General features: G+C 73.6%; 23 protein-coding genes and 2 pseudogenes. 5 read left to right on the forward strand and 20 right to left on the reverse strand.

All coding sequences use genetic code 11. The features are described from left to right. Positions 1-53: 53 nt before the first annotated feature. From KM933_RS04775 to KM933_RS04795, 6 genes and pseudogenes are all read right to left on the reverse strand, one after another. A pseudogene (locus KM933_RS04775) lies at positions 54-388 on the reverse strand (NUDIX domain-containing protein). A gap of 165 nt (positions 389-553) precedes the next feature. Further along, positions 554-643, reverse strand: a pseudogene (locus KM933_RS40535) (IS5/IS1182 family transposase); the annotation flags it as partial. Between the two features lie 112 nt (positions 644-755). Further along, positions 756-1283: a DUF6584 family protein gene (locus KM933_RS04780; protein WP_221348512.1), complete on the reverse strand. Its 528-nt coding sequence runs from the start codon at positions 1281-1283 to the stop codon at positions 756-758. Between the two features lie 263 nt (positions 1284-1546). After that, the gene (locus tag KM933_RS04785) at positions 1547-2413 is read right to left on the reverse strand and encodes an AraC family transcriptional regulator (RefSeq protein WP_221348585.1); all 867 of its coding nucleotides are present in this window, start codon (positions 2411-2413) and stop codon (positions 1547-1549) included. 186 nt (positions 2414-2599) lie between these two features. After that, positions 2600-3610 (reverse strand): Yip1 family protein, encoded by a 1011-nt coding sequence (locus KM933_RS04790; protein ID WP_221348513.1) that lies wholly within the window; start codon positions 3608-3610, stop codon positions 2600-2602. 26 nt (positions 3611-3636) lie between these two features. Beyond that, the gene (locus KM933_RS04795; protein WP_308013257.1) at positions 3637-5109 is read right to left on the reverse strand and encodes an FG-GAP and VCBS repeat-containing protein; all 1473 of its coding nucleotides are present in this window, start codon (positions 5107-5109) and stop codon (positions 3637-3639) included. A gap of 124 nt (positions 5110-5233) precedes the next feature. Between KM933_RS04795 and KM933_RS04800 the strand changes: the two genes are divergently transcribed. Next, positions 5234-5464, forward strand: a complete 231-nt coding sequence (locus KM933_RS04800; RefSeq protein WP_221348515.1) for a Scr1 family TA system antitoxin-like transcriptional regulator — start codon at positions 5234-5236, stop codon at positions 5462-5464. A gap of 11 nt (positions 5465-5475) precedes the next feature. Next, a complete protein-coding gene (locus KM933_RS04805) occupies positions 5476-5664 on the forward strand; it encodes a DUF397 domain-containing protein (RefSeq protein ID WP_221348516.1) in 189 nt (62 codons plus the stop codon). Between the two features lie 134 nt (positions 5665-5798). On the opposite strand, the gene KM933_RS04810 is transcribed toward KM933_RS04805, so the two are convergent. The 9 genes from KM933_RS04810 to KM933_RS04850 form a co-directional block, all read right to left on the reverse strand. Further along, positions 5799-7121 (reverse strand): FG-GAP repeat domain-containing protein, encoded by a 1323-nt coding sequence (locus KM933_RS04810; RefSeq protein ID WP_430727278.1) that lies wholly within the window; start codon positions 7119-7121, stop codon positions 5799-5801. Positions 7122-7266: 145 nt separating this feature from the next. Beyond that, positions 7267-8976 (reverse strand): NADase-type glycan-binding domain-containing protein, encoded by a 1710-nt coding sequence (locus KM933_RS04815; protein WP_221348517.1) that lies wholly within the window; start codon positions 8974-8976, stop codon positions 7267-7269. Further along, entirely contained in the window at positions 8973-9530 is a 558-nt protein-coding gene (locus KM933_RS04820) for a phage tail protein (RefSeq protein ID WP_221348518.1), read from the reverse strand. The genes KM933_RS04815 and KM933_RS04820 overlap by 4 nt, the downstream gene beginning before the upstream one ends. Continuing rightward, positions 9527-11485 carry a putative baseplate assembly protein gene (locus KM933_RS04825; RefSeq protein WP_221348519.1) on the reverse strand — a complete coding sequence of 653 codons (1959 nt, stop codon included), beginning with the start codon at positions 11483-11485 and terminating at the stop codon, positions 9527-9529. Before KM933_RS04825 ends, KM933_RS04820 begins: the two co-directional genes overlap by 4 nt. Next, positions 11485-11931, reverse strand: coding sequence for a GPW/gp25 family protein (locus KM933_RS04830; RefSeq protein WP_221348520.1), 447 nt, complete (start codon positions 11929-11931; stop codon positions 11485-11487). Before KM933_RS04830 ends, KM933_RS04825 begins: the two co-directional genes overlap by 1 nt. Positions 11932-12148: 217 nt before the next feature. After that, complete coding sequence (locus tag KM933_RS04835; protein WP_221348521.1) at positions 12149-14050, reverse strand: VgrG-related protein; 1902 nt, start codon at positions 14048-14050, stop codon at positions 12149-12151. Next, complete coding sequence (locus KM933_RS04840; RefSeq protein WP_221348522.1) at positions 14050-14775, reverse strand: CIS tube protein; 726 nt, start codon at positions 14773-14775, stop codon at positions 14050-14052. Before KM933_RS04840 ends, KM933_RS04835 begins: the two co-directional genes overlap by 1 nt. A gap of 15 nt (positions 14776-14790) precedes the next feature. Next, the gene (locus KM933_RS04845) at positions 14791-15216 is read right to left on the reverse strand and encodes a phage tail protein (RefSeq protein ID WP_221348523.1); all 426 of its coding nucleotides are present in this window, start codon (positions 15214-15216) and stop codon (positions 14791-14793) included. 101 nt (positions 15217-15317) lie between these two features. Next, on the reverse strand, positions 15318-16112 hold the full coding sequence (locus KM933_RS04850) for an extensin (RefSeq protein WP_221348524.1): 795 nt from the start codon (positions 16110-16112) through the stop codon (positions 15318-15320). A 2137-nt stretch (positions 16113-18249) separates the two neighbouring features. On the opposite strand from KM933_RS04850, the gene KM933_RS04855 reads away from it, so the two are divergent. After that, positions 18250-18864, forward strand: coding sequence for a hypothetical protein (locus KM933_RS04855; RefSeq protein WP_221348525.1), 615 nt, complete (start codon positions 18250-18252; stop codon positions 18862-18864). Here KM933_RS04855 and KM933_RS04860 read toward each other — a convergent pair. The 4 genes from KM933_RS04860 to KM933_RS04875 all read right to left on the reverse strand — a co-directional run bounded on the left by KM933_RS04860 (position 18813) and on the right by KM933_RS04875 (position 21662). Next, entirely contained in the window at positions 18813-18971 is a 159-nt protein-coding gene (locus tag KM933_RS04860; protein ID WP_188114298.1) for a DUF6760 family protein, read from the reverse strand. The genes KM933_RS04855 and KM933_RS04860 overlap by 52 nt on opposite strands. Beyond that, positions 18968-19495, reverse strand: coding sequence for a hypothetical protein (locus KM933_RS04865; RefSeq protein WP_221348526.1), 528 nt, complete (start codon positions 19493-19495; stop codon positions 18968-18970). The genes KM933_RS04860 and KM933_RS04865 overlap by 4 nt, the downstream gene beginning before the upstream one ends. Further along, positions 19495-19938, reverse strand: a complete 444-nt coding sequence (locus KM933_RS04870; RefSeq protein ID WP_221348527.1) for a phage tail protein — start codon at positions 19936-19938, stop codon at positions 19495-19497. Before KM933_RS04870 ends, KM933_RS04865 begins: the two co-directional genes overlap by 1 nt. A 128-nt stretch (positions 19939-20066) precedes the next feature. Next, positions 20067-21662 (reverse strand): phage tail sheath subtilisin-like domain-containing protein, encoded by a 1596-nt coding sequence (locus KM933_RS04875; RefSeq protein WP_221348528.1) that lies wholly within the window; start codon positions 21660-21662, stop codon positions 20067-20069. A 232-nt stretch (positions 21663-21894) separates the two neighbouring features. Between KM933_RS04875 and KM933_RS04880 the strand changes: the two genes are divergently transcribed. Further along, the gene (locus KM933_RS04880; RefSeq protein WP_221348529.1) at positions 21895-22671 is read left to right on the forward strand and encodes a hypothetical protein; all 777 of its coding nucleotides are present in this window, start codon (positions 21895-21897) and stop codon (positions 22669-22671) included. A gap of 130 nt (positions 22672-22801) precedes the next feature. Then, positions 22802-24247 (forward strand): hydrolase, encoded by a 1446-nt coding sequence (locus tag KM933_RS04885; protein WP_221348530.1) that lies wholly within the window; start codon positions 22802-22804, stop codon positions 24245-24247. 141 nt (positions 24248-24388) lie between these two features. On the opposite strand, the gene KM933_RS04890 is transcribed toward KM933_RS04885, so the two are convergent. Further along, on the reverse strand, positions 24389-26401 hold the full coding sequence (locus tag KM933_RS04890; RefSeq protein WP_308013258.1) for an ATP-binding protein: 2013 nt from the start codon (positions 26399-26401) through the stop codon (positions 24389-24391). Positions 26402-26407 lie beyond the last annotated feature (6 nt).

Genomic DNA, 26407 nt, shown 5'->3' on the forward strand with positions numbered 1-26407 from the left:
GGGCTCCTGTGTGTCTGGAGAGATTCGGGCTCGGGCGTGTCGGCTGGCACTGTTCATCCCGGGTGTGGAGCCTTCCGCCCCTCGGTCGCGTGCCGCAACCGGAGCCGCTGCGCGTGATGCACGGGAAGGCTCTCCAGGTCCTCAGGGGCCACCCATCGCGGCTCCAGCGACTCATCCGAGATTCCGTCGGTGCGACCTCCCGAACGGCAGTTCCAGACAGGCTGTCACTAATCTCCATGCCGCCGCCCGGTAGGGCCCACAGGCCGCTGTCCGAGCGCTTCTGGAGAAGAATGCGTCCCTTGTCGTCGGTCACCACTGCAGAGGCCGCTACAACCAAACTGTTGGGCTCGGGTGCCGAAGGATCGTCGTAGTACTCAGTCCGTCCCACTGGTTACCCCCTGAGCCGTCGACCAGAGGGCATCGAACGACTCGGCGTAGGTGTTGGACATGGACCCGCCCTCTGTGCGGCGGAGGTGCCGGACAGGCGCGCCGTACGCGTTGACGCCCCAGACATGGGCATTGGTCAGAGCTTGGTCATTCACTCGATGGATGGAATGGTCGTGCCGACGGTGGCCTTGGCGCCGGATTCCTCCCACGCCTTGCAGTCGTTGCGGTTGCCGGGCGGCTGCCGGCCCGTGATCACACCAGACACCAGGAGATCATTTCCCTCGTCACCAGGTGTCCCGTTCACGGCGGTCCTGGACGGCCCCGCCGGATCTTGAGCGGCCCTCCTCGACTGACCCCGGTGACCTGAGTCAGTCGAAGAGGGCAACGAGTCCATTCACCCAGATCGCGAGGAACGCAAGAGCCACCACCAGGCAACCGACGCCCGCCAGCACACCGCCGACCGTCCACGGTCCGGAGGGCGCCTCGTAGTCCCCTTCCAGGCCGTCCTGGTAGGAGGCGGGATCGTCCCAGTCCACGGGATGCCCCAGTTCCTCGGCGCAGCCGGTCCTCACCGCGACCAGTTGCCCCTCCGCGAAGGCGGTGGCGGCCTTCGTCTCAGGGCCCTGCCAGGCAAGGGCCTTCATCCGCCGCCCGGGAGACCCGTACCGCGCCTCGAAGGCGGCAGTCTCGTCGGCGTTCCGGTCCTCTTCGAGAAACATCCAGCGTCCAGCCTCGGCGGCGTCACCGTAGAGCCGGTACACCTCGGCCAGACGACGGCGGAGCACCGGATCGTGCGGGAAGGACGAGATGAGACCGCGCAAACGCTGGCGCGCGACGGGAACCCGGCCGGCGGCCAGGTCTGCGTCGATTCGGGCAAGGGTCTCTCTCCGGGGCATGAACGCATGATCGGCTACCGCGCTGACCTACGTCGACCTGGTTTTGTCGCTCAGCACTCGCTCGCCCTCAACGGCATCGGCTGAGCCTTTCCGAGACGGGGCACCGCCAGTTGCGGGACAGGTCTTAGGCACGTGTGGAAGAAGGCTGAACCGATGGCTGGATCAATTTCCCGTGGAGTGTTCTGCCGCCCGTGCACAGGTCGGCCTCGGCGCCGACACCGGCGCCGACGACACGGTGCACGGGTGTTCTCGTGCCGGGTCCCTCAGATCCCCTCCCTTTCCACCGGTATCCACAACTGTGCGTCCGCCTGTGCGGCGTCCGGGGAGAGGCGGACGCTCAGGATCTCGGGGCCCGGGCGGCTCCGGTACGGGTTGGACGGGAACCACTGGGTGAACACGTCCCTCCACAGGTGCTGGAGAGCCTGTGGGAAGGGGCCCGAGTTGTCGAAGACCGCCCAGGTTCCCGCCGGGACGGCCAACTCGTCCAGGTCCTCCGGCGTGGCCGCCCCCGTCACCACGCCGTGGTAGTAGTCGAGTTCGGTTCCCTCCGCCCGGCTCGGGTCGAGGTTGTCGCTCACCCCCACGATCCCCTTCGGCTCCTGGTCGGAGAGCGCTTCGACGCGCCGCAGCGTCTCCTGGTCGATGCCCCGGATGAACCGCGCGATCTCCGGGTTCACCCCCTCGTGGACGAGGGGGACACGGACCTTCCTGCCCACCACACGGAACTGTTCCTTCTCCACGATCCGGTATCGCATGCTGCTGTTCCCTTCGACGACGAGACGGAAGGACAGCCGGGGCTGCGAGTTCAGGGCGGCCCCGGTCCGCCGGGCCTCGCCCGGTCCCACACCGTGCACGGCGCGGAACGCCCGCGCGAATGCCTCTCCCGAGCCGTAGCCGTACCGCACCGCGATCTCCAGCAGCGTCCGCCGGCCTGCGAGTACCTCGGCGCCCGCGACGGTGAGCCGTCTGCGGCGGATGTACTCGGACAGCGGGAGTCCCGCCAGGGCGGAGAACATCCGCCGGAAGTGGTACTCCGACGTCATCGCGATCCGCGCCAGCCCGGCCACCTCGATCGGCTGGTCGAGACGCGACTCGATGTGCTCCAGGGCCTCGTTCAGTCGCTCCAGCATCTCGGCCACCCCGGTCTCCTTCCTGTGTGCCCACCACGTTAGGAAGGCCGCACCCCGCCGGACCCGACATCCCGTGCCCGGTTCGGTCGGGTGGAGAAGAGAGAAAAGAGAGAGAAGGGAGGGGAGGGGAGGGGAAGGGAGAGGAGAGGGACCGGGCTCCGCCGGTCCCTGGAACGTGGTCCGCCGCTAGAACGTGCCCAGCTTGATGATCGACAGCAGGGCGGCCAGCTGGATCGCCGATGCTCCCAGAGCCTTGGGCCACGGCAGGTCGTGCGACTTGCCGACCATGAGCGTGAACAGCGCGCCGGCCGCCACCCAGGTCAGCCAGCCGAGGATCCGCACGAACGGCGCGTCGCCGCTCGCGAACATGGCGACGACCAGGCGCGGCGCGTCCGTGAGCGACATGATCAGCATGGAGAGGCCGACCGTGGGCTGCCAGGCGCCGTTGCCGCCCAGCTGGCGGGCGAGGGTGTGGGTGACGACGCCCAGGATGAAGGCGCTCAGCACGATCGCGACCGCCGTCGTCAGGACGATGGGGACCGCGTTGGAGAGCGTCGCGTTGATGGCGTCCGCGCGGGCGCCGTCGAAGCCGAAGACGGCCAGCAGGCCGTAGAGGAACGTCACGATGAGGGCCGGACGCCACATCGTGTAGTCGCGCATCCGCAGGAAGGTCTGGTTCGGGCGCATGACGACGCCGCTCAGCAGTTCCTTCCAGTGCAGCGGCGGGCCGGCCGGGGGCTCAGGGGTGTTGCCCGCGCGGTAGGTCTCGCCCTGGCTGTAGGGGTCCTCGCCGATGGAGAACGCCGTGGTGTGCCCCGGCTGGTTGGCGGCGTACGGGTCCGGGTTCCGGGGGTGGTGGCCCTGGTGGCCGTGGTCGCCGAAGTACTCCGGCTCACCGTGTCCGTTCCCCTGGGGCCGCCCTTGGGGCCACTGCTGCGGGCTGTTGCCGCCGCCACCGTACGGGGGCTGCTGCGGGTGGGCCCCGGGCGCGGGAGGGTAGCCGTACGACGGGCCGCCCTGTGGGGCCTGCTGTCCGTACGGCTGCTGCCGCTGTCGTTGGGGAGGCGCCTGCTGCGTGCGGTTGTCCCGGCCGCGTCCGATCCTGAATCCAGCCACGTCATCGAACGTACCCGCTCCAGCGGAGTCACGGGCCGGGCCCGGGGCATCGGGCCCGGCTTTGCGGCCGACCTGTGACATCCCCTAAGGGGCCGGCCCCGCGTTTCCTAATGGCTGCTCAGGGTCGTGCCGTAGGTGAGTGCGCTCTTCGGGTCGGGCAGGCCCAGTCCGGCGGGGGTGAGGGCGCGGGAGCCGTCGGGCCTCGCGTGCGGGAAGGCCCACACGCCGCCGGACCTCTCGTTCTCGCCGGGGGAGCCGACCGCCAGGTCCGGCGCGCCGTCGTGGTCGTGGTCGCCGGCCGCGACGGCGGCGCCGAAGGCGTCCCCCGCCTCCGCGGCGCCCGGGACCCGCGGGGTGCCCTGGTTGTACACGACGGAGTGACCCTCGCCGAACGCGTCGACCAGGCCGTGCTCCGTGCCGAACAGCAGGGTCGCCGAGCCCGCGCCCGCCCGGGTGCCGATCGCCTCGCCGGGGGCGCCCGCGACGAGGTCGTCGCGGCCGTCGCCGTTCAGGTCCGCGACGGCGAGGGAGGCGCCGAAGCGGTCGCCGGACTCGGCGCGGCCCGGTACGCCGACCGTGTCCTGGTTGAGGGTCTGCCTGCGGAATCCGAAGGAGCCGTCCGCACCGGCGCCGTAGTGGATGTGCAGGCCGCCGCCGTACGCGTACTCCTGCGGACCGCACGGGTCGTCGATGTTCTCGTCGGCGATCTCCCGGCACTCGCCGAGCACGAGGTCGTCGTGGCCGTCGCCGTCGAAGTCGCCGGCGGCGAGGGCGGAGACCCCGGCGTTGTCGGTGTTCCACACGTTGGCCAGGGCCTGCTCCGCCGTCTCCCACGCCCAGATCCGTACGTGCGACTGGGTGAAGGGGTCGTTCGTCCAGTACCCCACCGCCAGGTCCGCCGCGCCGTCGCCGGTGAAGTCGCCGGTGGTGAGGACCGGGGCGCGGCCGCCCATGGGGGCGGTGACGACGGTGGCGGCGAGGCCGTCGGCGGTGCGCAGGACGACCTTGTCCCGGCCGCCCGTCACGATGTCCCTGCTGCCGTCGCCGGTCAGGTCGGCGGCGGCGACCGACAGCCCGTACGCCGCCGAGGCCGCGGGGCCGGTGACGACGTTGGAGCCGGGACCCGGACCGCCCTTCGCGCCGCCCACGACGCTGACCAGGCCCGCGTCCGTGCCGCGGCCGGTGACGTCCTCGCCGGGGACGCCGACGAGGAGTTCCGCGATGCCGTCGCCGTTGAGGTCCTCCAGGACCGCGGAGGCGCCGAAGCGGTCGCCCGCCTCCGGGGTGCCGGGCAGCTCCGGGGTGGACTGGGTGATCCGGATGCCGCCGTGGGAGCCGAGCCCCTTCGGGCCGCCCCACAGGAGGTTGACGTACCCGGCTCTCGCCTTGCCGCCGACGGCGGCGTCCGGTACCCCGACGGCCAGGTCGGCGTGGCCGTCACCGTTGAAGTCGCTGGTGGAGGGGGAGGGTTCGGCCGCGGTCACGGCCGCGGCCGCCGACGTGGGGGCGAGGGGCAGGGCCATGGCCGCCGCGGCGGCGACGGCGGTGGCGAGGGCGGCGGCGTACGTCCGTATGCGCACGGGGGCTCCAGGAGGCTTTGAGGGTGCGGACATCACTCCGAACAAGGGGTCGCACGGGGTGGTTCGGGGTGGTTCTGTTCGGTTCACCTGTGTGACACCCGGAGTACGCGCGGGGTTGTGCGCCGTGCCGTTCGATGTGGACGGCTTCACGCAGATCGGTACCCTCATGCTCCTGGCGGGCGGCCCTGTGCCTCAGTTGGACACCGTCATGCTGGACTCTCTTCACGCCGGGACGTTCATGGATGCGGAGGCGCAGTTGCGCCTGTACCGCCGGGTGATGCACTCCGTGCAGAGCGCTGCGCTGGGGCTCGTAGAGTCGAGGGACTTCATTCACCGGCTCGCGCAGCACGTTTGAGGAGACCTGCAATGACACCCGTCGTCCCATGGCAGAAGTCGTCGTTCTCCCAAGGGGAGGACGCGCCCAACTGCATGGAGGTCGCCGTCCGAAAGGACATCGGCAGCATCCTGCTGCGCGAGAGCGACGAGCCCGGCACCGTGCTGGAGGCCACCGGTGCCGGGCTCGCCGCCCTCATACGTCATCTCCGTCTGCCCTGAGGAAGGGGCGGGGGTGACGGGTCGGTCGGCGAAGTCGGCGCCGGGGAACGGGGTGCCCGAGGCGGAGAGCCGACCGTGGACAGGGAGCCGTCCGCGGCGGGGCGCAGGGCGTGGACGGCGCCGTCGTGGCCGTCTCAGTCCTCCGCGCTCAGGAACGCGGAGGTGGAGAAGGTGAGTGCGGGCTCCCGGGCGACCAGGCCCTTCTTCGCGCCCGGGTGGACGGCGACGGTGTCCTCGGTGTCGCCGCGGTGGCTGCGTACCACCAGGTCCGCCCGTCCGTCGCCGTCGAAGTCGGCCACCGCCACCACCCGGGTGGTTCCGCGGGCGGGTGGTTGCACGGTCACCGTCCCGGTCGCGGACAGTCCGTCCGTATGCCCCTTGAGGAGCCTCAGCCGCGAGCCGCTGGAGACGAGTTCGCTCATCCCGTCGCCGTCGAAGTCCCCGGAGTCCAGGACCGTACCGGCGACGTCGAGTGCGGCGCGCCGGGTGCCGGGCACGTCGTACCGCAGCGCCGTGCCGCGCATCGTGCCGATCGCCGCGTCGAGCGCCCTGCCCTCGTCGAACCGGCCGAAGGCCACGTCGACACCGTCCGGGAGGGCGACCGCGGTTCCGGCGGGGCCGGCCGGTCCGCCCGGGACGAGGGAGGAGCCGGAGGCGCCGGGCCCCTCGGAGTCCCGTACGAGCAGGTCGTCGTACCCGTCGCCGTCGACGTCCACGGCGGGGGGAGTGGGGACGTTGCCCGGCGAGGCGAGCGGGGCACCGGCCGCCTTCGGGGCTCCTTTTCGGGTGAAGGGGCCGCGCAGGTAGCTGAGTTGGCCGTCGGAGGCGTGTACGACCAGGTCGTCGGCCTCGTCGCCGTTGAAGTCGCCGCACACCGGCTGGTCCGGCCAGTCGTTGCCGAAACGTGCCTGCGGGGGGATCGCCAGCTTGACCGCCTTGCCGGTGAGCCCCCGGGACGAGCCGAAGAGGATCTGCAGCGGCACCGGCGGCCGGCCCTGCCCGTCGTACGGCGGATCGGTCGAGACGACGAGGTCGGTGAAGCCGTCCCCGTCCAGGTCGCAGCTCGTCTCCGCGTCGAAGACGGCGGGGAGTTCGCCCTCGGTGGGGGCGGCGTGCCGGGCGGTGCTCAGCAGCTGCCGGGCGCCGGGGACGAGTCCGCGGTCAGAGCCGTACACGATGCCGATACCGGCGTCGTCCCCGTGGTCGTCGCGCTTCACGAGGTCGTTGAGTACGAGGTCGCGGTGGCCGTCGCCGTTGAAGTCGCTGTCGACCTCGCTGCCCCGGCCCGACGGTACGGGGAGGCGGGCGGGGGCCTTGGCGGCCGTGACGGGCTTGCGCCGTGCGGTGTCGGCGCCGCCCCCGTCCCCGCCGCCCGGTCCGCCGCAGCCGGCGAGCAGCACGGCGCAGCCGGCCACGGCGCCCGCCAGCCGTATCCCGCTCTTCCCCATGGTCCCCATGGCCACGTCAACCCCGACCGCATCGTGAGACAACAACCTGCACATGATGCGCCGGGAAGAGGTCATAAGTCATCAGAGGTGGCCGTCTTGTGTCCGTCGGGACGTTCGCGGGTGGGGCGGCGCCCCCGCCGGTGCGCCGCCCCCGTCACGAGGTGTTGCTGTTCGAACGGCCGAAGAACTCGATCTCCGCGATGGCCACCTGCTTCTTGGCGTCGGCGGCGTAGGCCGAGCGCAGGACGAACCGCACCGCGACGACCTCTCCCACCCGGAACTTGCGGCGCTGGCCACCCGCGCTCTGGTCGAGGTTGATGGTCCGGGTGCTCTTCTTCCCGTCGGCGCCGGTGATCTGCGCCTCGATGCGGTGCGGGAGGGCCGACTTCTGGAGCTGGTCCACCTTGGTCGAGGTGCCGGAGGTGATGATCAGGTCCAGCAGGCGGGTCGGCCGGTCGAAGCGGGCCTCCACCCACTCGCCCTCACCGGCCTGCGAGATCCCCGGGCCCCACCAGGTGTTGCTGAGCTTGTCGAAGGCGAGCTGCGCGCTGTGGCCGGGGTAGGAGCGGGACGCCCTGACGCTGGTCGGGCCGACCGGTGCGCGCTTGGCGAAGTGGTCGCGGGTCGCATCGACGCCGTCGTCGACGTGGACGACGAGGGTGATGATCAGGCCCAGTACGACGGCGCCGACGATCCAGTTCATGAGGCGTCCGAAGCCGCGGCGCAGGCGGGGGCGGTCGCCCGCCCACGGGGTCTCCCTGCTGCGGAGGTCGAGCAGGCGGCGCCACCAGGTCTGCCGCTCGGGCGGGCGCGGGCCGCCCTCCATCGGCATGGCGCAGCGCCCGCAGAAGTGGCGGTCGGGGCGGTTGGGGGTGGCGCACCAGGGGCACGGCGGGCCGTTCTCCGGGCCGGACACGGGGCCCGGGGCGCGGACCTGGGGGCGGTCGGCGACCGGGCGGCCCGGGAGGACGGGGGCGACGGCGGGCGCGGCGGCGGTCCGGGGCCGGGGGTCGTCCACGGGGATGAGGAGGGACCTGGCGCGGTCGCCGGCGGTGTCGCCCGTGGCATCGCCGGTGGGGTCACCGGTGGTGCCGGCGGCGGGGGAACGCGGGACGCCGCGGCCGAGGCTCGCGTTCGGGGCGGTGTCGGCGTCGGGCGGGTAGGGGCCGTCCGTGTCACCGGCCGTGCCGCCGTGGCCGGTGTCGGGCGTACCGCCGTGCGGGGCTCCGGGGGAGAGGGCGGAGAAGACGTCGGCGGACGGGGAGGTGCCTGCCGCCGCGGCCGTCGCGTCCCGCCGCCCGGGTGCGGCCGTGCCCGCCCCGGACGCGGCCGTGTCCGGGGACGCGGACGACGGGGTGCTGCCGAAGCCCGCGGGCTCGGGGTACGCCAGCGGGTCCGCGGCCTGTGGCTGTGCCTGTGCTTGTGGCTGTGCCTGTGCTTGTCCTTGTGCCTGTGGCTGGGCGGACGGGGTGTCCGGCTGCCGAGTTCCTCCGGAAGCGTGGCCGGAGCCGCCCCCGGCACCGGCACCGGCCCCGGCGCCCCCGGTGTCGGCGGAGCGGCCGACCGCCCCACCCGTCGTGGCCGCCGTGGCCGCCGCCGCGGAGGCGTCCCGGTCCGCGCGGCCCGTACCCGTACCACCGGCGGCGGCCCCTGCCGGCACCGGAGCCGCGGACTCGGGGGCCGGATCCGCCGACGCGGGGGCCGCGGGGGCCGCGGGGGCCGCGGGGGACCGGTCCGTGTTCCCGGACCAGCCGAGTACCGCCCCGCAGGAGTCGCAGAAGGACTGGCCGGGCTCCGCGCGGGTGCCGCACTCGGCACAGCTGCGCGCCGGCTCCCGTCCCGTGCCGGAGGTCTGGCTGGTCATCTCTCGGGGGTCCTTTCGGCGGCGGTCACCTGGACCGTGTAGGGCATGTGGGCGGGCCGGGCCGCCGCCACGAGGCTGTCGAGGCGGTGTTCGTCCGCGGGGGTCGGGTCGGGCAGGCGCAGGGCGACGTGCAGGCGCGGGCGGCGGTCGCCGGGCACCGGGCCGAGCGGCCGGGCGTCCCAGGCGGCGCCGCCGCTCTCGGTGATCTCCGGGGCCACGCCGAAGACCAGGCGCACCGCCTCGGACAGGCCGCGGCCGGTGCCCCGTACCCGGTGCAGGAACGCGGCGGCGGCGACGGCGGCGCGCAGCCGCTCCTCGGGCTCGCTGCCGTCGGTCTCGGCGCCGACCCAGCCGGCCAGCCACCGGGTGAAGTCCACCGGTGCGAGGCCGGGCGTGAAGTAGGAGTCCAGGTTGTCGAGGACCGCCAGGATCGGCGCGAGCACGTCGTCGAGCCCGCCGACGAACCGCTGGGCCAGGTCGTCGTCGGCGAACACGGCGGGCAGCGCCCTCCCGATGGGCGAGGAGGACCCCAGCCCGTCGATCGAGCCCCTCACGTGCGGTCCCCGATCACTCGGACCCGGTGGTCGAAGGAGAAGACCAGGGACGGCGGGTCCAGGTCGATGCGGTCGGTCGGGTCACCCCGCTTGCCGGTCAGCGGGTCGGCGGGGTGCAGCTGGACCTCGTCGACCAGTTCGACGCCGGGGACGCGCTGGAGGACGGCGAAGACCTCGCCGGACTGCACGGGGCGGCCGAAGGACCAGCCCCGGCCGTCGGCGCCGCCGGTCAGCGGGTCGAGGTGCCGGTACAGCGCGTCGTGCGCCTGGCGGCGGACCCGGTCCGTGTCCGTGCCGCGGAACGCGTGCACCGTCGCGACCACCGTGATGCCCTGGTAGAAGGGCGGGCCCACCGCCAGCCGCGTGCCGATCAGGCGCCGTTCGTCCAGGTGGCGGGTGATGCGGCGCAGCAGGCTGTCGCCGGGCACCAGCTGCTCGAAGCGCAGGCGGCCACCGGGGTCGGGGACGGCCTGGGGGACCACCAGCACCCGTACCGCGTACGCCCCGTGCTCGCCCTCGTCGCCCTCCAGGCAGGTGATCCGGGCCGTCTCGGGGGCGGCCCGGCGGGCCAGCTCCTCGTAGTCGCGCAGGGTCACCGCCCGCTCCTGCGCACGCAGCGTGATGGGCGCCCGGGTCTTGGCCTCCTCCACCGTCTCGCCGTCGACCCCGCCGCGGGCCGCCTCGCGGTTGACGACCTCGGAGACGTACGGGACGGACGTGCGCAGCACCCGGACGGCGCCGCGCGCGACGTTGCCCGCCCGGCCCCCGCCGGTGCGGTAGCGCAGCGCGCGGACGACGGCGCCCTTGGGGGCCACCGCCCCGTACTGGCGCAGGGTGCCGTCGGGCTCCCGTACCGCCGGGCCGAAGGCGATGTCGCCGGTGGCGGCGTCCAGGGTGATGTGCCGGTCGTACGGGGTGGACGCGGCGAACGACGGGACGACCTCCCAGTCCACCCAGCCCTCGTGCTCGGCGGTCTGCAGCAGCACCGGCGGGGTGTCGCCCACCACGGGCGCGTGGGCCAGCCGCAGGCGCTGGCCGGGGAGGCCGCTCGACTCGCCGAGCGCCTCGTCGTACACCGTCTCGGCGTGCACGGCCGAGGTCGTGCCGCCGAGCGTGAACGCCTCCACGGACCGCACGGTCGGCGAGGTCGTGTAGAAGGGCTGGCCGGGCAGCGGCTCGGTGACCCGGCAGCGCAGCCAGCCGGCCTCCTGGCCGCCGGTGCGGGACAGGGTGTGGGTGCCGGGCACGTGCAGGACGACCTCGCCCGGCCGGTTCAGACCGCCCGTGCCGTCCCGGTCGACCTCGCAGGCCGTCCAGCCGTCCTCGGTCCACGCCTCCCACACCAGCGGGGGCTGCCGCGGGTCCACGCCGACACCGTCGACCCGGCTGTCCAGCTCCATCCCGACCGCGCAGTGCGGCACGGCGGCGCTCAGGCCCAGCAGCATGCAGTCGCCGGGCCGCGGTGCCTCGGTGAAGCACATCAGGTCCTTGCCCTCGGCGAGGTCGGCGGTCCTGTCCCGGCCGGGCCCACCGCTGCGCTGGACCACGAGGTGGCGCAACTCGCTGGGTACGACCGTCAGTTCGCGCTCCGTGGCGAAGACCGCCGCCTCCTCGCTCTCGGTGCGCAGGGTGGCGACCTCCGTGCCCACCGGCAGCAGCACCGGCTCCTCCTGCGGCGCCGACAGCCAGAACGTGACGTCCGTACGGGCGGCGGAGGGCGGGAAGAGCGTGATGCCCACCAGGTCCAGGAACGCCAGGTGGTTCTTCTCCGGCACCCGGTTGAGCCGGTAGACGATCTGGTCGGCCATGTGGGCGACCGTCTCCACGAGGGTGACACCCGGGTCGGAGACGTTGTGGTCGGTCCACTCCGGGGCGCGCTGCTGGATGTAGCGCTTGGCGTCGTCGACGAACTGCTGGAAGCGGCGGTCGTCGAGGTTCGGGGAGGGCAGGGCCATCAGCGGTCGCTTTCAGGGGAGGGGCCCGCGCCGGGGGCGTCGGGCTCCTCGTGGGAGGGGATGACGTAGAACGGGAAGACGAGGCTGCGCGGGTTGTTGGTGCCGCGGATCGAGTAGCGGACGTCGATGAAGAGCACGCCCTGCTCGGTCTCGCCGCCGGCGGTCACCTCGACGTCGCTCACCTCGATGCGCGGCTCCCAGCGGTCCAGGCTCGTGTAGACCTCGTGCTGGATGCGGCCCGCGGTGGCCTCGTTGACCGGGGCGAACACCAGGTCGTGGATGGCGCAGCCGAACTCGGGACGCATCGGCCGCTCGCCCGGCGCGGTGGCCAGGACGAGCCGGATGGCCTCCTCGATCTCGCGCTCCCCGCTGACCAGGGCGATGCCCCCGGTGGGGCCGATGCGCAGCGGGAACGCCCAGCCGGAACCGACGAACTGCTCGGCCATCAGGGAGCCACCCGCCTTCTCGTCGCCGGTCCGCTCGTCCCGCTGTCGCGTCTCACGGGCCTGTTCGTCACGGTCGTGGTCGTCCCGCCGCTGTGTCTCACGGTCCTGCTCGTCATGGTCCTGCTTCTCACGGTCGTGGTCCTCGGGGGCACGGGGCCCGCACAGCTCATGGCGGTCACGGGGTCGGGTGCGGCGGTCACGGGATCGGGTACGGCGGTCACGGGATCGGGTACGGCTTCCTGTTGACCGTCACGAGGCCCATGAGGTCGACGTTGACGGCCCGGATGCCCACCTGGCCGACGGAGTTGATCTGCACGGTCCCGGCCGCGTTGAGCGTCGCGGCACCGGCCGCCTTGAGGTTGAGGGCGCCCACCGCGTCCACGGACACGGCGCCGCCGAGCGACTTGAGGCTGACGATCCCGCGGCCCTGGATGTTGACGGGCCCGCCGCTCCTGATGCTCACGCTGCGCCTGGCGCTCAGCGTGAGGTCGGTGCCCGCCTCTACGGACACCGAGGTGCCGCCCGTGATGCTGACGGCGCCCTTGCTGTCCACGGTGATCTCGGTCTTGGTGCGGTCCAGGTTGATGATCAGCTTGTCGTTGCCGCTGGCCAGCCGGACGCCCTGCTTGCGCTGGCCGGTCTGCTGGCTGAGCAGGTCCATCCGGTTGCCGTCCCGGTCGGACACGGTGTGCCGGATCGCCTTCTTCTTGACCGGGTCGTGCAGCCACACGTCCTTCACGACGGTCGGCTTGTCGACGCCGTTGTACAGGCCGCCGATGACGAAGGGGTGGTCGAGGGCGCCCCGGTCGAAGGCGACCAGCACCTCGTCGCCCACGTCCAGCGGGAAGATCCCGCCGCCCGCCTTGCCGCCCAGCTGCACGGTGCGCGTCCAGTCGCTGACGTACGCGTCGTCCAGCCACGGGAACTGGAGCTTCACCCTGCCCTGCTTGAGTGGGTCCTGCACGTCCGTGACGAGCGCGTTGGCCACGCTCGGCAGCCGGGGTGCCGCCGCGGCCCCGCCGGACGTCAGGCCGAACAGCGAGCGCCACTGCCGGCCGCTCACGGTCACCAGCGTCTCGTAGTGACTGCCCGCGCCGAAGGTGTGCCGTACGGAGGTGACCGTGTACTTGCCCTCGAAGGGGACGCCCACGTCGGTGAGCGCGACGGCCACACCGGGCCGCAGGACGGGGTTGCCGTGCACGGTGACCTCCAGCTCGGCGAACGACGAGGTGAGGTCGTCCGCGAGGGAGGCGGCGGCGAACTTCACCTCGGGCCGGCGGTCGTACGGCGTGTCGGTCTCGACCAGCTTGGCGGCCTTGAAGGCGTTCGCCGCCTTCTGCGGGGTGGTCCCGATGGCGAAGGCGGGGCTGGTGCCGGCCTTCGTGAGCTCGACGATCTTCTTCTTGGTCGGTACGTCCCAGCCGCGCGCCTCGACCTTGTCGACCTGGTCGGCGGCGGTGACGGCGGCCCGGCAGCGCAGTACGTCGACCCGGCCGCGCAGCACCCGGGGGTTCGGGTCCTCGGGCGAGGTCGACGGGGGAGCCTTGGAGGCCGGGTCCGGTTCGGCGAACTCGAACTTCCCCCTGGCGTCCAGGGACATCACCATCTCGTTCTCGTCGGCGAGCCGCGCGAGGAAGTCCCAGTCCGTCACGTTGGACTGGCTGATGAACTCGTAGACCGTCCTGGTCGACCCGATCCTCCCGATGGCGACGCCGTTCATCGCGGCCAGCTTGCGCGCGATGTCCGAGGCGGTCTGGTTGCGGTACGCGGCGACCCGGCGCACCCGCATCAGCCGGTGGCCCGGGTCGTACCCGCGGACGACGGTGAACGTGCCCGTGCCGTCGTAGTCGGTCTCCATGCCGGTGACCTCGCCGGTCAGCAGCGGGGTGCCGGCGCCCCGGCCGTCGGCGACGGGGGCGATGACCACCTGGGAGCCGAACCTGATGTTCAGCTTGCCGAGCACCTCGCGGTCCGGGTCGCGGAAGGTGAGCCGGAACTCGCCGGGCACCCCGGCCCCGAGGTCGGCCCAGCCGCCGACGAGCAAAGTGATGTAGTCGGGCGGGATCTTCCTGCCGTCGATGGTGACGTGGACGATGTTGGAGTAGGACGGCTTCGCCATCAGGGACGTACCTCCTCGGCGGCGGGGAGGACGAGCTCGATGCCGGTGGGCAGGCGTGCGGGGTCGTCGATGCCGTTGGTCTCGGCGATCGCGCGCCAGGCCGCCGCGTTGCCGTACTCGCGCCAGGCCAGCGACTGCAGGGAGTCCCCCGCGACGACCCGGTGCACCCGCTGCGCGGTGAGGGCGCCGGAGGTGGGGTTCTGGCCCTTGGTCGTACTGGGGATCTCGTGCAGCGCCACCTGGCAGGTGGCGCGGATCGGCACACCGGTCGTGCCGAACAGCGAGTACGTCACGTCCACGGAACTCACGTACGCGGTGAAGCGGGCCGTGGAGAACGAGCCCCACTGGAACACCACCCAGGGCGGCGAGGGCTGCTTCGCGGCGATGCTCTTGGCCGTCACCTCGCAGCAGTCCAGCAGGGACTCCACGTTCTTCAGCACCACGTTGCTGGTCGGCTTGGTGGACGTGTCGAGGAAGATCTCGACCGTCATCCGGCGCGGCTCGGGCCCCATGAACTCCGGGACCGTGCCGTTGCGCACGGCCGCGGCCGGCGTGGACTTCCACGTGGCGCGCCGGGTCAGCTGGAGCTGCGCCGGGTTGAAGTCGAAGTTGAACGTCTTGATCAGACCGCCCGGCGTGGTGCTGGAGCCGACGGGCGGTTCGTGGATGGCGAGCGTGGCGCGCACGAGGCTCTTGCCCGCACCGCCCTTGCTTCCCTTGGCCATGTGGTGTCCGCCCCCTCAGTCCGTGAATCCGTGGTGCGTGATCTCCAGGACCTCGGTGGCCACGCTCGGGTTGGCCGGGTCCAGGGTGGGGCCCTGCCAGCTCACCGGCAGCACGTCGATCAGCCCCCAGTGCGCCACCTCCGAACCGTCCGCGCGCAGCGCGGCGATCTGCGCGGTCGGCCGCTTGATGCCGGTGGCCACGGAGGAGATCCAGGCCGCGACCTTGGTGGTGTCGGGGGTCAGCGGCCGGGTCAGGCGGATGTTGGAGAACGTGACGCGGGACGGCAGCTGCCAGACGAACCCGTTGTTGCCGCCCTCCTGGCGGTGCTCGACCTCCACCGCGGACGAGAGCCCCTCGCACCCGTTGAAGTACCCGAGGCTCTCGCCGTCGATGGTCAGGGTGAAGAAGATGGTGGAGCCCGGGTCGAGATCGCGGGGCATCGGGGGCGGCCTTTCTGCGGACGTCGGTCGTGCGGGTCGTACTTCTCGGTGCGGGTGCGGGTGCGGGTGCGGGTGCGGGTACGGGCGCGTGGTGCGGGCGGTCAGCGGCGGGGATCGCGGAGCTTGCCGATCCGCTCCCGGTCGAGCCGCAGTTCGGTACGGATCAGCCGGGTGATCCGGCCGATCAGCCGGTGCGTCAGCTCGTCGAGCTGGAAGTCGGTGAGGGAACGGGGGTCGAACCGGCCCTCGTCGACGGCGGTGTACTCCGGCGGCGGTTCACCGGGGGTGTACGGGGGCGGCGCGGCGCTCGCTGACACGGACACGGGTGCGGACACGGCTCCGGGTCCGGACGGCCCGCGTGATGTCGTGCCGCCGACCGTGACCGGGGAGACGGCGGTGGTGGTCGTGGCGGACGCCGGCTGGGGCGGCCCGCTCGGTGCGTGTTGTACGGACGGTGCGCGTTGTACGGACGGTGTCCGCTGTACGGGGGTGGAGGGCGACGGGGTGGGTGCCGTGGTGGTGGTCGTGGTGGTGGTGGGGACGGCCTGGTTGGTGGGGGCGGAGAAGGACTGTCGCTGGACGGCCGGCAGTGCGGGAGGGGCACTCGGTCGGGACAGCCTCTGCGGCTGCGGGGCCGTCCTGGTGGCCGCGGCGGGCGGGGTGGTGCCGGAAGCGGGCCTGGCGGCCGCGAGGAGGGGCACGGCTCGGGCGGCGGGAGCGCCGGGGGCGACGGCACGCTGTACCGCCGGTCCGGAAGGGCTGAGCACCGGCGCCGGGCGGCGCAGCGGGACGGCGGCGGGGGGCGCGGCGGGAGTGCTGGGCGTGGTGGGTGCCAGGGCCGGGGTGAGTGCGCGGGCGGGGGTCAGTCCCCGTACGGGGGCAGCGGCCGTGGGCACGGTCGCGGACGGATGTGCGACTGCGGGCGGGCGGGTGGCTGTGGGTGGCTGCGTGACCGCGGACGTGCGTGTGACGGCGCGCTGCACCGTGGGCGGGCGCCCGCCGCCCGCTGTCCTGGCGTTCGCGCCGACGGGGTTCGGCGTGGGGTTCTGCACGGCGAGGGTGTGGGCGGCCGGGGCCGACAGGGGTACGGCGGGGAGGCGTTGGGGTGCCGGTGCCGGAGCGGGTGTACGAGTCGGTGCCGGTGTCCGGCGTGCCGTTGTCGCGCGCTGGACGGGCGGCGGGCCTGCGGGGCTCGTACCGCCACCGGATGCCGCGGTACGCCCGGAGAGGGGTTGTGCGTCCGCGGGCGGGGCGGCGCGGGGAGCGCCGAGCAGGGGACGCTGCCGCGGGGCGGGCGAGGGCGCGATCGGAGGAGTGGCCGGGGACGCCGGAGGTACGGCCGCGGCGGTGGGCCGGTGCGCCGTGGGGGCGGGTGGCGCAGGGGGCGCAGAGGGCGTGGGGAGCGAGGGGGCGGCCCGGGTGACCGGCGGGGCCACGGGGGTCGTGGGGGTTGCGGGGGTTGCGGTCGGGATGGCCGGAGCGGGCGGGGTGGCCGGGGTGGTGGGGCGCGCGGCTGACGGGCCGGTGGGGGGCAGGTGCCCCGGGGTCGGCGCGCCCAGACACATGCGCCGTGTCCCGGGAGAGGCGCTCCGCTGTACGGGGTACGCGCCGGTGCGGGACGGGGTGGCGGGGCCTGCCCCACTTGGGCCGGGGATTCCGGGAGTCCCGGGAACGGGGGAGCCGGTGGCGGCGGCGGTTCCGGACGCGGAGGCCGGAGCGGCCAGGTGGCCGGAGCCGGTCGTAGCGCGCTGGACGGCGGCCGCCGCCCCGCCGGGTGAGGACGTGGTCCCGGTCGCCCTGACGGAAGGGCTGGTCGGCGCAACCGCTGCTTCCGCGGGCCTGGACGCGGGAGGCGTGGTCCCGGTGGATGCGGGCGTCGTCCTGCCGGAACCCGAACCCGGGGTCGCCCGCTGGACGTCGACCGCGGCGGCGCCGGGACGGGGTGCCGCCGTGCCACGCGTACCGTCCGCGGTCCCGCTGGGAACACTCGCGGTTGCGGCAGGGGCATCGGCGCGCGCCGCTGCCGCACGGCCGGGCTCGACCGCCGAGCGCTGGACGGCGGACGCGGTCGGCGCCTTGCGGGCGCGGACCGGTGTGTCACCGGCACCGGCACCGGTGGTCGTGGTGGTGACGGTAGGCGGTACGGCAGGACCGGATGTCGTGGGGGCGGGCGCACCGGCCGTCGCGGCCCGCGCGGGGGCCGCGTCGCGGGACTCGGCCGCCGCGCGCTGGACGGTGGCTGCCGCTTCGCCGGGGGCGGACGCGGTTCCGGTGGGACCGGCCGCCTTGTCGGCGGACCGGGCCGCCGCACCGACCGCAGCCGTGGTCGTAGCCGCAGCCGCGCTTCCACGGGGCGCGGCGTCGCTGTCGCCGCCGGTCGCCGCGCCCGCGGCACCGGAACGGGGCACCGCCCGCTGGACGTTGACCCCCGCTCCGCCGGAACGGGACACCGCGTTGCCGGAGCCGGTCCCCGTACCGTCGGCCGCGGCAGCACGGCGGCTCGGACCGGTCGCCGTACCGCCGCCCGGCGCAGACCTGACGGGACCGGCCGGAGCCGGGCCGCTCGGTCCGCTCGGACGGTTCGGACCGCTCGGATCGGGGCTGCCCGGGGCGGACGCTGTCGCGCTCGGACCGACCGGAGCGCCCGGACTGCCCGCCGGGGCTCGCTGGACCTTGGCTGCCGCCCCCGGAGAGGGCGTGCCCATGCGTTCACCCGCCCCAGGACGGACCGAACCCGGCGTGGTGGGGCCGGGCGTCGCGGGCCTCGGCGTCGTAGGGCTCGGCGTCGTGGGGCCCGAGGCCGGCGGACCGGGTTTGGCAGGACCCGGCGCCGTGGGCCCTGGCGTCGTAGGACCCGAGGTCACAGGGCCGGGCGCCGACGGACCCGGCGTCATAGGACCCGGTGGCGTAATCGCCCCGCCTGCCCCTGGCGCCCCACCGGAACCCGAAGCCCCACCGGAACCCGAAGCCCCACCGGCACTCGGCGCCGCCAGGCGTCGGGCCACCGGCAGAACCCGCTGCGGTGCCGCGGGCGTGGCGGTCGCCCTGGTCAGTGGGTTCCGCCGGTGGGGTGCGGGGGGCGGCACCGCCGTCACCCGGGGGCCGGTCGGGCGGGACGCGCGCTGCACCGGGAGAGCGTGCGGCGCGTCGCCGGACGCGGTGCCCGGGACCGTCTCGGCGGAGTCGGCCGACGCCACCGGCAGTACGCGCGCGGGCGGTTCGAGTCCCGGGACGGGCCCCGCCGACGTGGTGAGCGCGTTCCTGATCAGCCCGCCCGGCGCGCCGTCGAGCACGGCGTGGGACAGGGTCCCGGTGAGGGACGGGTTCTGCCAGGTGCTCAGCCGTCCGCCGAACCCGGAGTCCGCGACACCGGGCCGTCCCGTGGCGGCCCGCTGGATCGGCGGCAGCCCCGCCCAGCCGACCACGGCCACCGGCCCCGGCGTCGGCGTCGGTTCCGGCCCCGGTTCCGGCCCCGGTCCCGGAGTCGGCGAAGACGCCGCCGCCGAAGACGCCGCCGCCGAAGACGCCGCCGAAGACGCCGCCGCCGAAGTCGGGGCCGCCGTCCCGCCCCTCAGTCGGTCGAAGAACCCCACCGATCAGCCCTCCGCCCCGCCCCGGGTCACCAGGGACGCGATCTGTTCCGTGTAGCGGCGGCGGTCCTGGTGTTCGAGGTCCAGGATCGTCTCCAGGCTCCAGTGGAAGTGGTAGGCGACGTACGCGATCTCCTCGTGCAGCCGGTCGGTCGCGTACGTCACGATTCCCCCAGGCGGCTCCCGCCGAGTTCGACCTCGAAGGGCTCCGAGCAGTGCGGGCACTCCACGGCGGCGCGGGTGTGGCCCTCGGCGTTGACCTGCCGGTAGAAGTCCTGCAGGAAGGCGAGATCGGAGGCGAACATGTTCTCCACGATCCCGTCGTGCACCATCGCCAGCGTGCCGAGGCGGGTGATGACCCGGCCCAGCAGGACCACCGACAGATAGGCGGGGTTCTCCTGGACGCGGACGTCCCGCAGCGGGATCAGCTCGTCCCGCGCGGTGGCGAGACGCATCACACCGTCCCTGTGCACCGTCCCCGAGTCGTCCACGTAGCCGCGCGGCAACTCGAAGGGGAACTCCGTGCGCAGCGGCTGTGCGACCGGCGCGGGGGCCGGGTTCGGGGCCGGAGCCGGAGCCGGAGCGGCGGCGGGCGCCGGAGCAGGGTTCTGCTCCGGCGCCGCCACCGGTTCCGGCGCCGGTGCGTGCGCTATCGGGTTCGCGCCCGCCCTGGCAGCCGTACGGCGCATTACTCGATGACCAGTTCTTCGAAGACGATGGTCACGGTCTCGGTGAGCGCGGCGGCCTCGCCGGCCTTCAGGGCGCTGGCGTCGATCTTGCTGCACCAGGCGTTGCGCATGTTGTACCGCTTCACCGGGTTGTTCTGGTAGTCCATCATGATGATCGACGCGTTCTTGCGGGCCGTGCTCATCTGGCCCGTGATCGAGTCGTTGATCCAGGTCGTGAAGGCCGGGGACTGGGTCATGCCGCGCACCACGGTGCACTGCCCGTCCTTCTGGACGCCGGGCATGAGGCTGACCTCGGGGCGGCCCTGCGCCGAGTTCGACAGGTGCTTGATGACGTCCTGTTCGATGCTGAGGCCGTTGACCTCGGCGAGGTACTCGACCATCACGCCGTCGATCTGGAGACCGAAATTATGTGAAGTGAGGGCGTCACCCGGGCTGAGACTCATCTGTTCTCTGTCCTTCTGAGGGTTCTTGCTGGAGGTCCTGCTGGAGGTCCTGCTGGAGGTCCTGCGGGGGATCCTGCTGGGGGATCTCGGTCATTCGGTTACGACGTGCGCGGGGAGCGGGCCGGGGCCTACTCCTCCAGCTCGCCGCTGCCGCTGGAGAACTGCGCCAGCCGGAAGATGACGAACTCGGCGGGCTTGACCGGCGCGATGCCGATCTCGCAGATGACGCGCCCGAGGTCGACCGACTCCGGGGTGTTGGTCTCCTCGTCGCACTTGACGTAGAACGCCTCCTCCGGCCGCTGGCCGAAGAGCGCGCCGCTGCGCCACTCGTTGACGAGGAACGCCGAGACGTTGCGCCGGATCCGCGCCCACAGGTTGTGGTCGTTCGGCTCGAACACCACCCACTGGGTGCCGAGCAGGATCGACTCCTCCAGGTAGTTGAAGTACCGGCGGACGTTCAGGTAGCGCCAGGCCGGGTCCGAGGACATGGTGCGGGCGCCCCAGACGCGGATGCCGCGGCCCGGGAAGGCGCGGATGCAGTTGACGCCGACGGGGTTGAGCAGGTCCTGCTCGCCGCGGGTGATCTGGAGCTCCAGGTCCACCGCACCGCGCACGACCTCGTTGGCGGGCGCCTTGTGCACACCGCGCTCGAAGTCGTTGCGGGCCCAGATGCCGGCGACGTGGCCGCTCGGCGGGGTCAGCCGGGACTGGCCGGTCGCCGGGTCGAAGACCTTGATCCAGGGGTAGTACAGGGCCGCGTACTTGGAGTCGTAGCCCGCGGTCTCCTGGCGCCAGACGCGGATCTCCCGGGCGTTGAGGCTCGGCGGCGGGTCGATGACGGCGACGCGGTCGCCCATCAGCTCGCAGTGCGCGATCAGGCCGAGCTGGACGGCCTTCACGGCCTCCAGGTCGATCGCGCCGCGCTGGTAGGCGGCCATCAGGTCGGGGACGGCGACCATGGAGATCTCGTCCACGGCCTCCAGGCCGCCGAAGCCGGTGCGGTCGGCGGAGTCGCCGAGGTACTGGGCCGGGCCGGGGTGGGCGTCGTCCGACCCGGCGGGGACGGCGGGGGCCGCCGGGGCCGCGGGGGCGGCCAGGGCCACCGTCTGGTTCTCGGGCCGCACCAGTTGCGCGGCGGGCGCCGCCTCCTGCACGGTGATGAGCTTGGAGCGCTCCTTCACCTGCGTGACGACGTAGTTGCGGCCGCCCTTCTTGGCGGTCACGTCGAAGGTCTCGACCGGCTTGCCGCCGTCCTTGACGATCAGCTTGAAGCGCTCGGCGGGGCCCTCGCCCTCGGGATCGGCGACCTCGACGCTGAGCGAGTCGCCCGCGACGGCGGTCACGCTGAAGGTGCCGAGCTGCTTCGGCTCGCCCGCCGGGAGCGCGGCCGGGGCCGCGGAGCCGGTGACGGCGGCCGGGGCGCCGTTCGAGAGGGCGCCGTTCGCCGGGGCGCCCCCGGCGTCACCGCCGACCCGTACGACGTACGCGGCACTGCCGCCGTTGTTGAAGAACCCGTACACGGAGTGCGCGAGGTGGAAACCGTCGGTGAAGGCGCCGAAGGCCGCGACGTACTGGGACCAGTTGGTCACCAGGGTCGGCTGGTTCAGCGGGCCGGTCGGGGCGAGCCCGACGAAGGCCGCCACCGACGTGCCCACTCCCTCGATGGGACGCGAGCCGCTGGCCACCTCCTCGACGTATACGCCGGGTGACAGGTAGGACGGCATGCTCTGCGCTCCTCGGGGTACAAGACGGGTCTCGTACGACCTTCACGCGCGCGGCGCGTTCGTTGAAACGTCCTCCGGTACCTGATCGGGGGCACATCACCTGCCCACAAGGGCACCCTTGTGCCGTCGGGTGTCCTCCCGCCCCCGGGATCTGCCCGGGAGGCTGCCCCTCCCGTCCTCCCGTCGCCCGGCCCCGTCGGGTAGGGCTGGGACCAGCTGTGGAGGGAACGTCATGCGCGCGCAGGAAACCCGGGCCGATCAGGCCACTCACGATCAGGCCCGGGTCCGCCCGCAGAAGATGTCGGCCGCGCCGGCCATGCTGAACTCGTCGGGCGGCACGCCCAGCGGTGCGCTGCTCCAGGCGCTCAGGTCCGCGTTCCCGCTGTTCCGGACGGTGCCCCCGCAGCAGATCGGCCAGTTCCTGCCGCGGATCGCCGAGGTGCTGAGGCGGGTCCGGACGGGCCTGGACTCGCAGGGCGCGCAGATCGCCCTGGTCGGGCAGACGTCGGCGTTCGACCTGGGGGCGAGGGGAGCGGGCGACGCCGGTGTGGCCGGCTGGGTCGACCCCAGCGCACAGGACCTGATGGCCCGGCTGAACCCGAACCACATGAAGAGCGAGGACCTCCCCTCCATGGACCCGGGGCGCGGCGGCCCGATCAACCTGCGCGAGGACGGCGAGGTGGCCTGGTACGTCATCCACGAGGCCACGCACCGGTTCGCCGGCACGCTCGACTACCAGTACAGCTCGTACGACCACGAGCTCCAGGAGGACGCCGCGCAGGCCGGCCTGGCGGGGGCCCTGGGCCAGGCCGCCGTGGCCGACCAGGACGCCGAGATGCTCGGCAGGCGCGTCGCGCGCGACCCGGCCACCTACACGGGCCAGAACGGGACGGCGCGTCCGCTGCGGCAGGAGAACTGGTACGCCATGGGACGGCGCGCGCTGATGAACGCCGACTCCTACGCGCACTTCGTGATGACGGCGACCGGGTCACCGATCCCCAGGGGCTGACGGTCCTGACGGTCATCACGGCTGCCCCGCCCCCCGGCTGGGGGGCGGGGCAGCCGTGCCGCCTCTTCGGGCAGGCATCGTGCCCCGGGGCTTCCTGACCCGGCACCGGTGCCGCGTTTAACGTCCGAGAGTGAGCCTTTGGACTTCCCTCGAGCCCGCCTCCGCGACCGTGGACCCGGGTGGCAGTACGACGGTGCGGCTGCGGCTGCGCAACACCGGCGACGTGGTGGACGAGTACCGCTTCGAGGCGGTGGGACCCATCGCCCCGTGGACGACGGTGGAACCGCAGACGCTGCGGCTGTACCCGGGGACGACGGGTTCGGTGGACCTGACCTTCGCCCCGCCGCGCACGCCCGACGCGACGGCCGGCCCGAACCCGTACGCGGTGCGGATCACGCCCACGGAGCACCCGGAGGCCACGACGGTCCCGGAGGGCAACCTCACGATCACGCCGTTCACGGAGGTGCGCGCCGAGCTGGTGCCGCCGACGGTGAAGGGCCGTTTCCGCGGGCGCCCCAAGCTGGCCCTGGACAACCTGGGCAACACGAGGCTGACGGCGTCGGTGAGCGGCAGCGACAACGGCGACCAGTTGTCGTACGACATCCATCCCAGCAATGTGCAGATCGAGCCGGGGCGCGCGGCGTTCGTGAACACGACGCTGAAGCCGCGGCAGATCATCTGGTTCGGTTCGAAGGAGGACCGGCCCTACACCCTGGCGGTGCAGCGGTCGGGCGTGACGCCGCTGGACGTGGCGGGCACCTATGTGCAGCGGGGGTTCCTGCCGCGCTGGCTGGCCACCTTCCTCGGCGTCTTCATGGCGCTCGCGATCACGTTCGTGATGCTGTGGATCGCCTACAAGCCGCAGCTCCGCAGCGAGGCCAAGGAGAAGATGCAGGAGGCCGGCATCAGCACGCTGCCGCCCAGCGGCCCCACCGCCTCGCCGTCTCCGCCGCCCTCTCCCAGCGCCGCCGTCCCGTCGCCCCCGGTCCCCGCCGCGTCACCGCCCGCCGGCGACGCCGGCGCGGCGGCGGGTGCGGGCGGCGCCGGCGGCGGTGAGGAGAAGGAGACCAAGGCCCCGGAGCGGACCGCGGCGACCGCCGTCCAGCAACTGGCCGCGGAGGACCCGGGCGGCCGGCACATCTGCTACCGGGTCTACGTGGCGGGCGAGGGCTGGACGGACGCCGTCTGCGACGGCGAGACGGCCGGCACGGTGGGCGAGACCAAACCGCTCAAGGCCCTCAACATCGCCGTGTCCGGCGCCAGGGGCACGGCCGGTGCCGCCCTCGTCCACGACCCCGGGTCGACGGACGGCCGCGGGCACTACGTCGCGCCGTGGTCGGGTGCCGCCGACGGCATCGACAACTACGTCGGCAGCACCAAGAAGGACGCCCCGAACATGCTGGGCTTCACCATCAACGTCGACCAGGGGGGCGGGGCGGTCTGCCAGACCGCGCACGTCCGCGACACGGGGTGGCTTGGCATGGGATGCGACGACCCCAAGGCCGGGGAGCACTTCACCTTCGGCGGCTCGCTGGAGAACGAACGCTGGCTGGAGGCGGTGAAGTTCACGGTCTGACACCGGCGTCCGGCACGCCGGACGTCGGTTGCCAGTTGACGGATGCCAGTTGACGGACGCCGGTTGCCGGCCGCGGGTGCGTGGGGGCCGGTCGCGCGGTTCCCCGCGCCCCTTCGGGGCGCGGCCCCGTGTCCCCGCCGGCTACCAGTTGCCCTCTCCCGGGACCAGGCGGCCCGCCTTGCGGTACTCCCGCTCGGCGCCCTCGCGCAGGTCCTGCGTCGTGACCGGGGCGCCGCGTCCGGCGGCGGCGTAGGCGGCGGTGACGACCGCGCTGCGGATCGAGCCGCCGGCCAGTTCGAAGGCGTCGGCGACCGCCGAGGGGTCGGTGCCGTCCTCGCACGGCACCGCGGCCAGACTGTGCCGCCACAGGGCCAGGCGCTGCTCGGCGTCGGGGAACGGGAAGTCGACCACCAGGTCCAGGCGCCGGGTGAACGCCTCGTCGATGTTGGCCCGCAGGTTGGTGGTGAGCAGCGCGATGCCGTCGAAGGACTCCAGGCGCTGGAGCAGGTAGGCGCTCTCCATGTTGGCGTGCTTGTCGTGCGAGTCCTTGACCTCGGAGCGCTTGCCGAAGACCGCGTCCGCCTCGTCGAAGAGCAGGACGGCGTCCGTCCGGTCGGCCTCGGTGAAGATCCGCTCCAGGTTCTTCTCGGTCTCGCCCACGTACTTGTCGACGATCGAGGAGAGCTGCACCACGTAGAGGTCGAGGCCGAGTTCGGCGGCGACGACCTCCGCCGACAGGGTCTTGCCGGTGCCGGACTCGCCCGCGAAGAGGCCGAGGACACCGTGGCCCCGGCCGCCTCCGGCGCTGAGCCGCCAGTCGCCGAGGACCTGGTCGCGGTGGCGGGCGCGCAGGGCCAGTTCGTGGAGCTGCGCGAGGGGCCCGGCGGGCAGGACGAGGTCGTCCCAGCCGACCTCGGGCCGGATCCGGCGGGCGTGCCGCTCCAGCCCCGAGGCGGACTGCTGCCGGGCGGCGAGCCGCAGGTGGGCGGCGGTCACGGGGGTGCCGTCGAAACCGGCGAGGTCCTGGGCGGCGTGCGCGGCGCGCAGGATGCGGTCGCCGCCGAGCCGGTAGGGGGCGACGGTGGCGGCGAGGTCGAAGCCGGGCTCCTGCCGCAGGGCGGCCGACCAGGCGTCCACCGCTCCCGCCCGCTGCCGGGGCGCGTCCAGGACCAGCGGGTCGCGCTCGCACCACTGGGGGTCGTACGGCCGCGGGCCGGTGAGCAGCACGGGTACGCCCCCGGAGTGCGCCAGCGCCCGTACGAGCGCGGCGGGCTGGTCCGGCAGGGCGGACGCGACGACCGCGGCGCCGCGCAGCCCGGCCTCCCGGAGGAGTTCGGGCACGCGGTCCTCGGGGCCCGTGTAGTGCAGGGCCTCGTACCCGGCGGCGCGCAGGGCCGCCGCGGCGGCCGCGAGTCCGTCGCCCTCGCGGTGCTCGCGCAGGTAGACGGTGAGGGGCCCGGCGGTGAGCCGGGCGGCGAGCTTGGCGGCGAACTCGCCGTCGTACGCGGCCGGCGCCGCCGTGAGCGCGTGGACGTGACCGGCGAGCGCGGGGTCCGGGGTGTCGTCGCCGAGCAGATGGGCGACGAGCCGGTCGGGCACGCGCAACGACCGGCTGAGGAAGGGGCGCTCGGGTTCCTCGACGACCAGCAGGCCGAGCGCGGTCAGCGGCGCCGAGGGGTGGAACCGGGCCCGCCCCGCCGCGAAGTGCGCGGGCAGTCCGCACAGGTCGAGGGCGAGCCCCGTGGTGGCCCGGCGCCTGCCGACGTCGTCGTTGAGGTACCCGTACAGCGGCTCGAAGGAGCGGTCCAGGTCGGGGGCGAGGGCGATGAGCAGGATCCGGACGTCCAGCTCGGTGAGCCCGAGCCGCGCGGCGAGCAGCCCCAGCCGGTCGGTTTCCTTCTCGTCCCCGAAGTGCTCGGAGTCCCCTGAGTCCCCTGAGTCCCCTGAGTCCCCGGAGTGTCCGGAGTCCTCGAACACGGAGGCGTACGGGGCCGCCGCGGGCGCCAGCAGATACCGTACGGCCTCCTCGGAGAGGTACAGGCCGCGCAGCGGATCGCCCGCGGTGGGGTCGTCGGCGCCGCGCTCGTCGACCGTCTCCGCGATGCGGTCGCGCAGTCGGGCCAGTCGTGGGAGGAGCGTGTCGGGCACGGGCACGGGGGG

Source organism: Streptomyces beigongshangae, from assembly GCF_019710745.1.
GTDB lineage: Bacteria > Actinomycetota > Actinomycetes > Streptomycetales > Streptomycetaceae > Streptomyces > Streptomyces beigongshangae.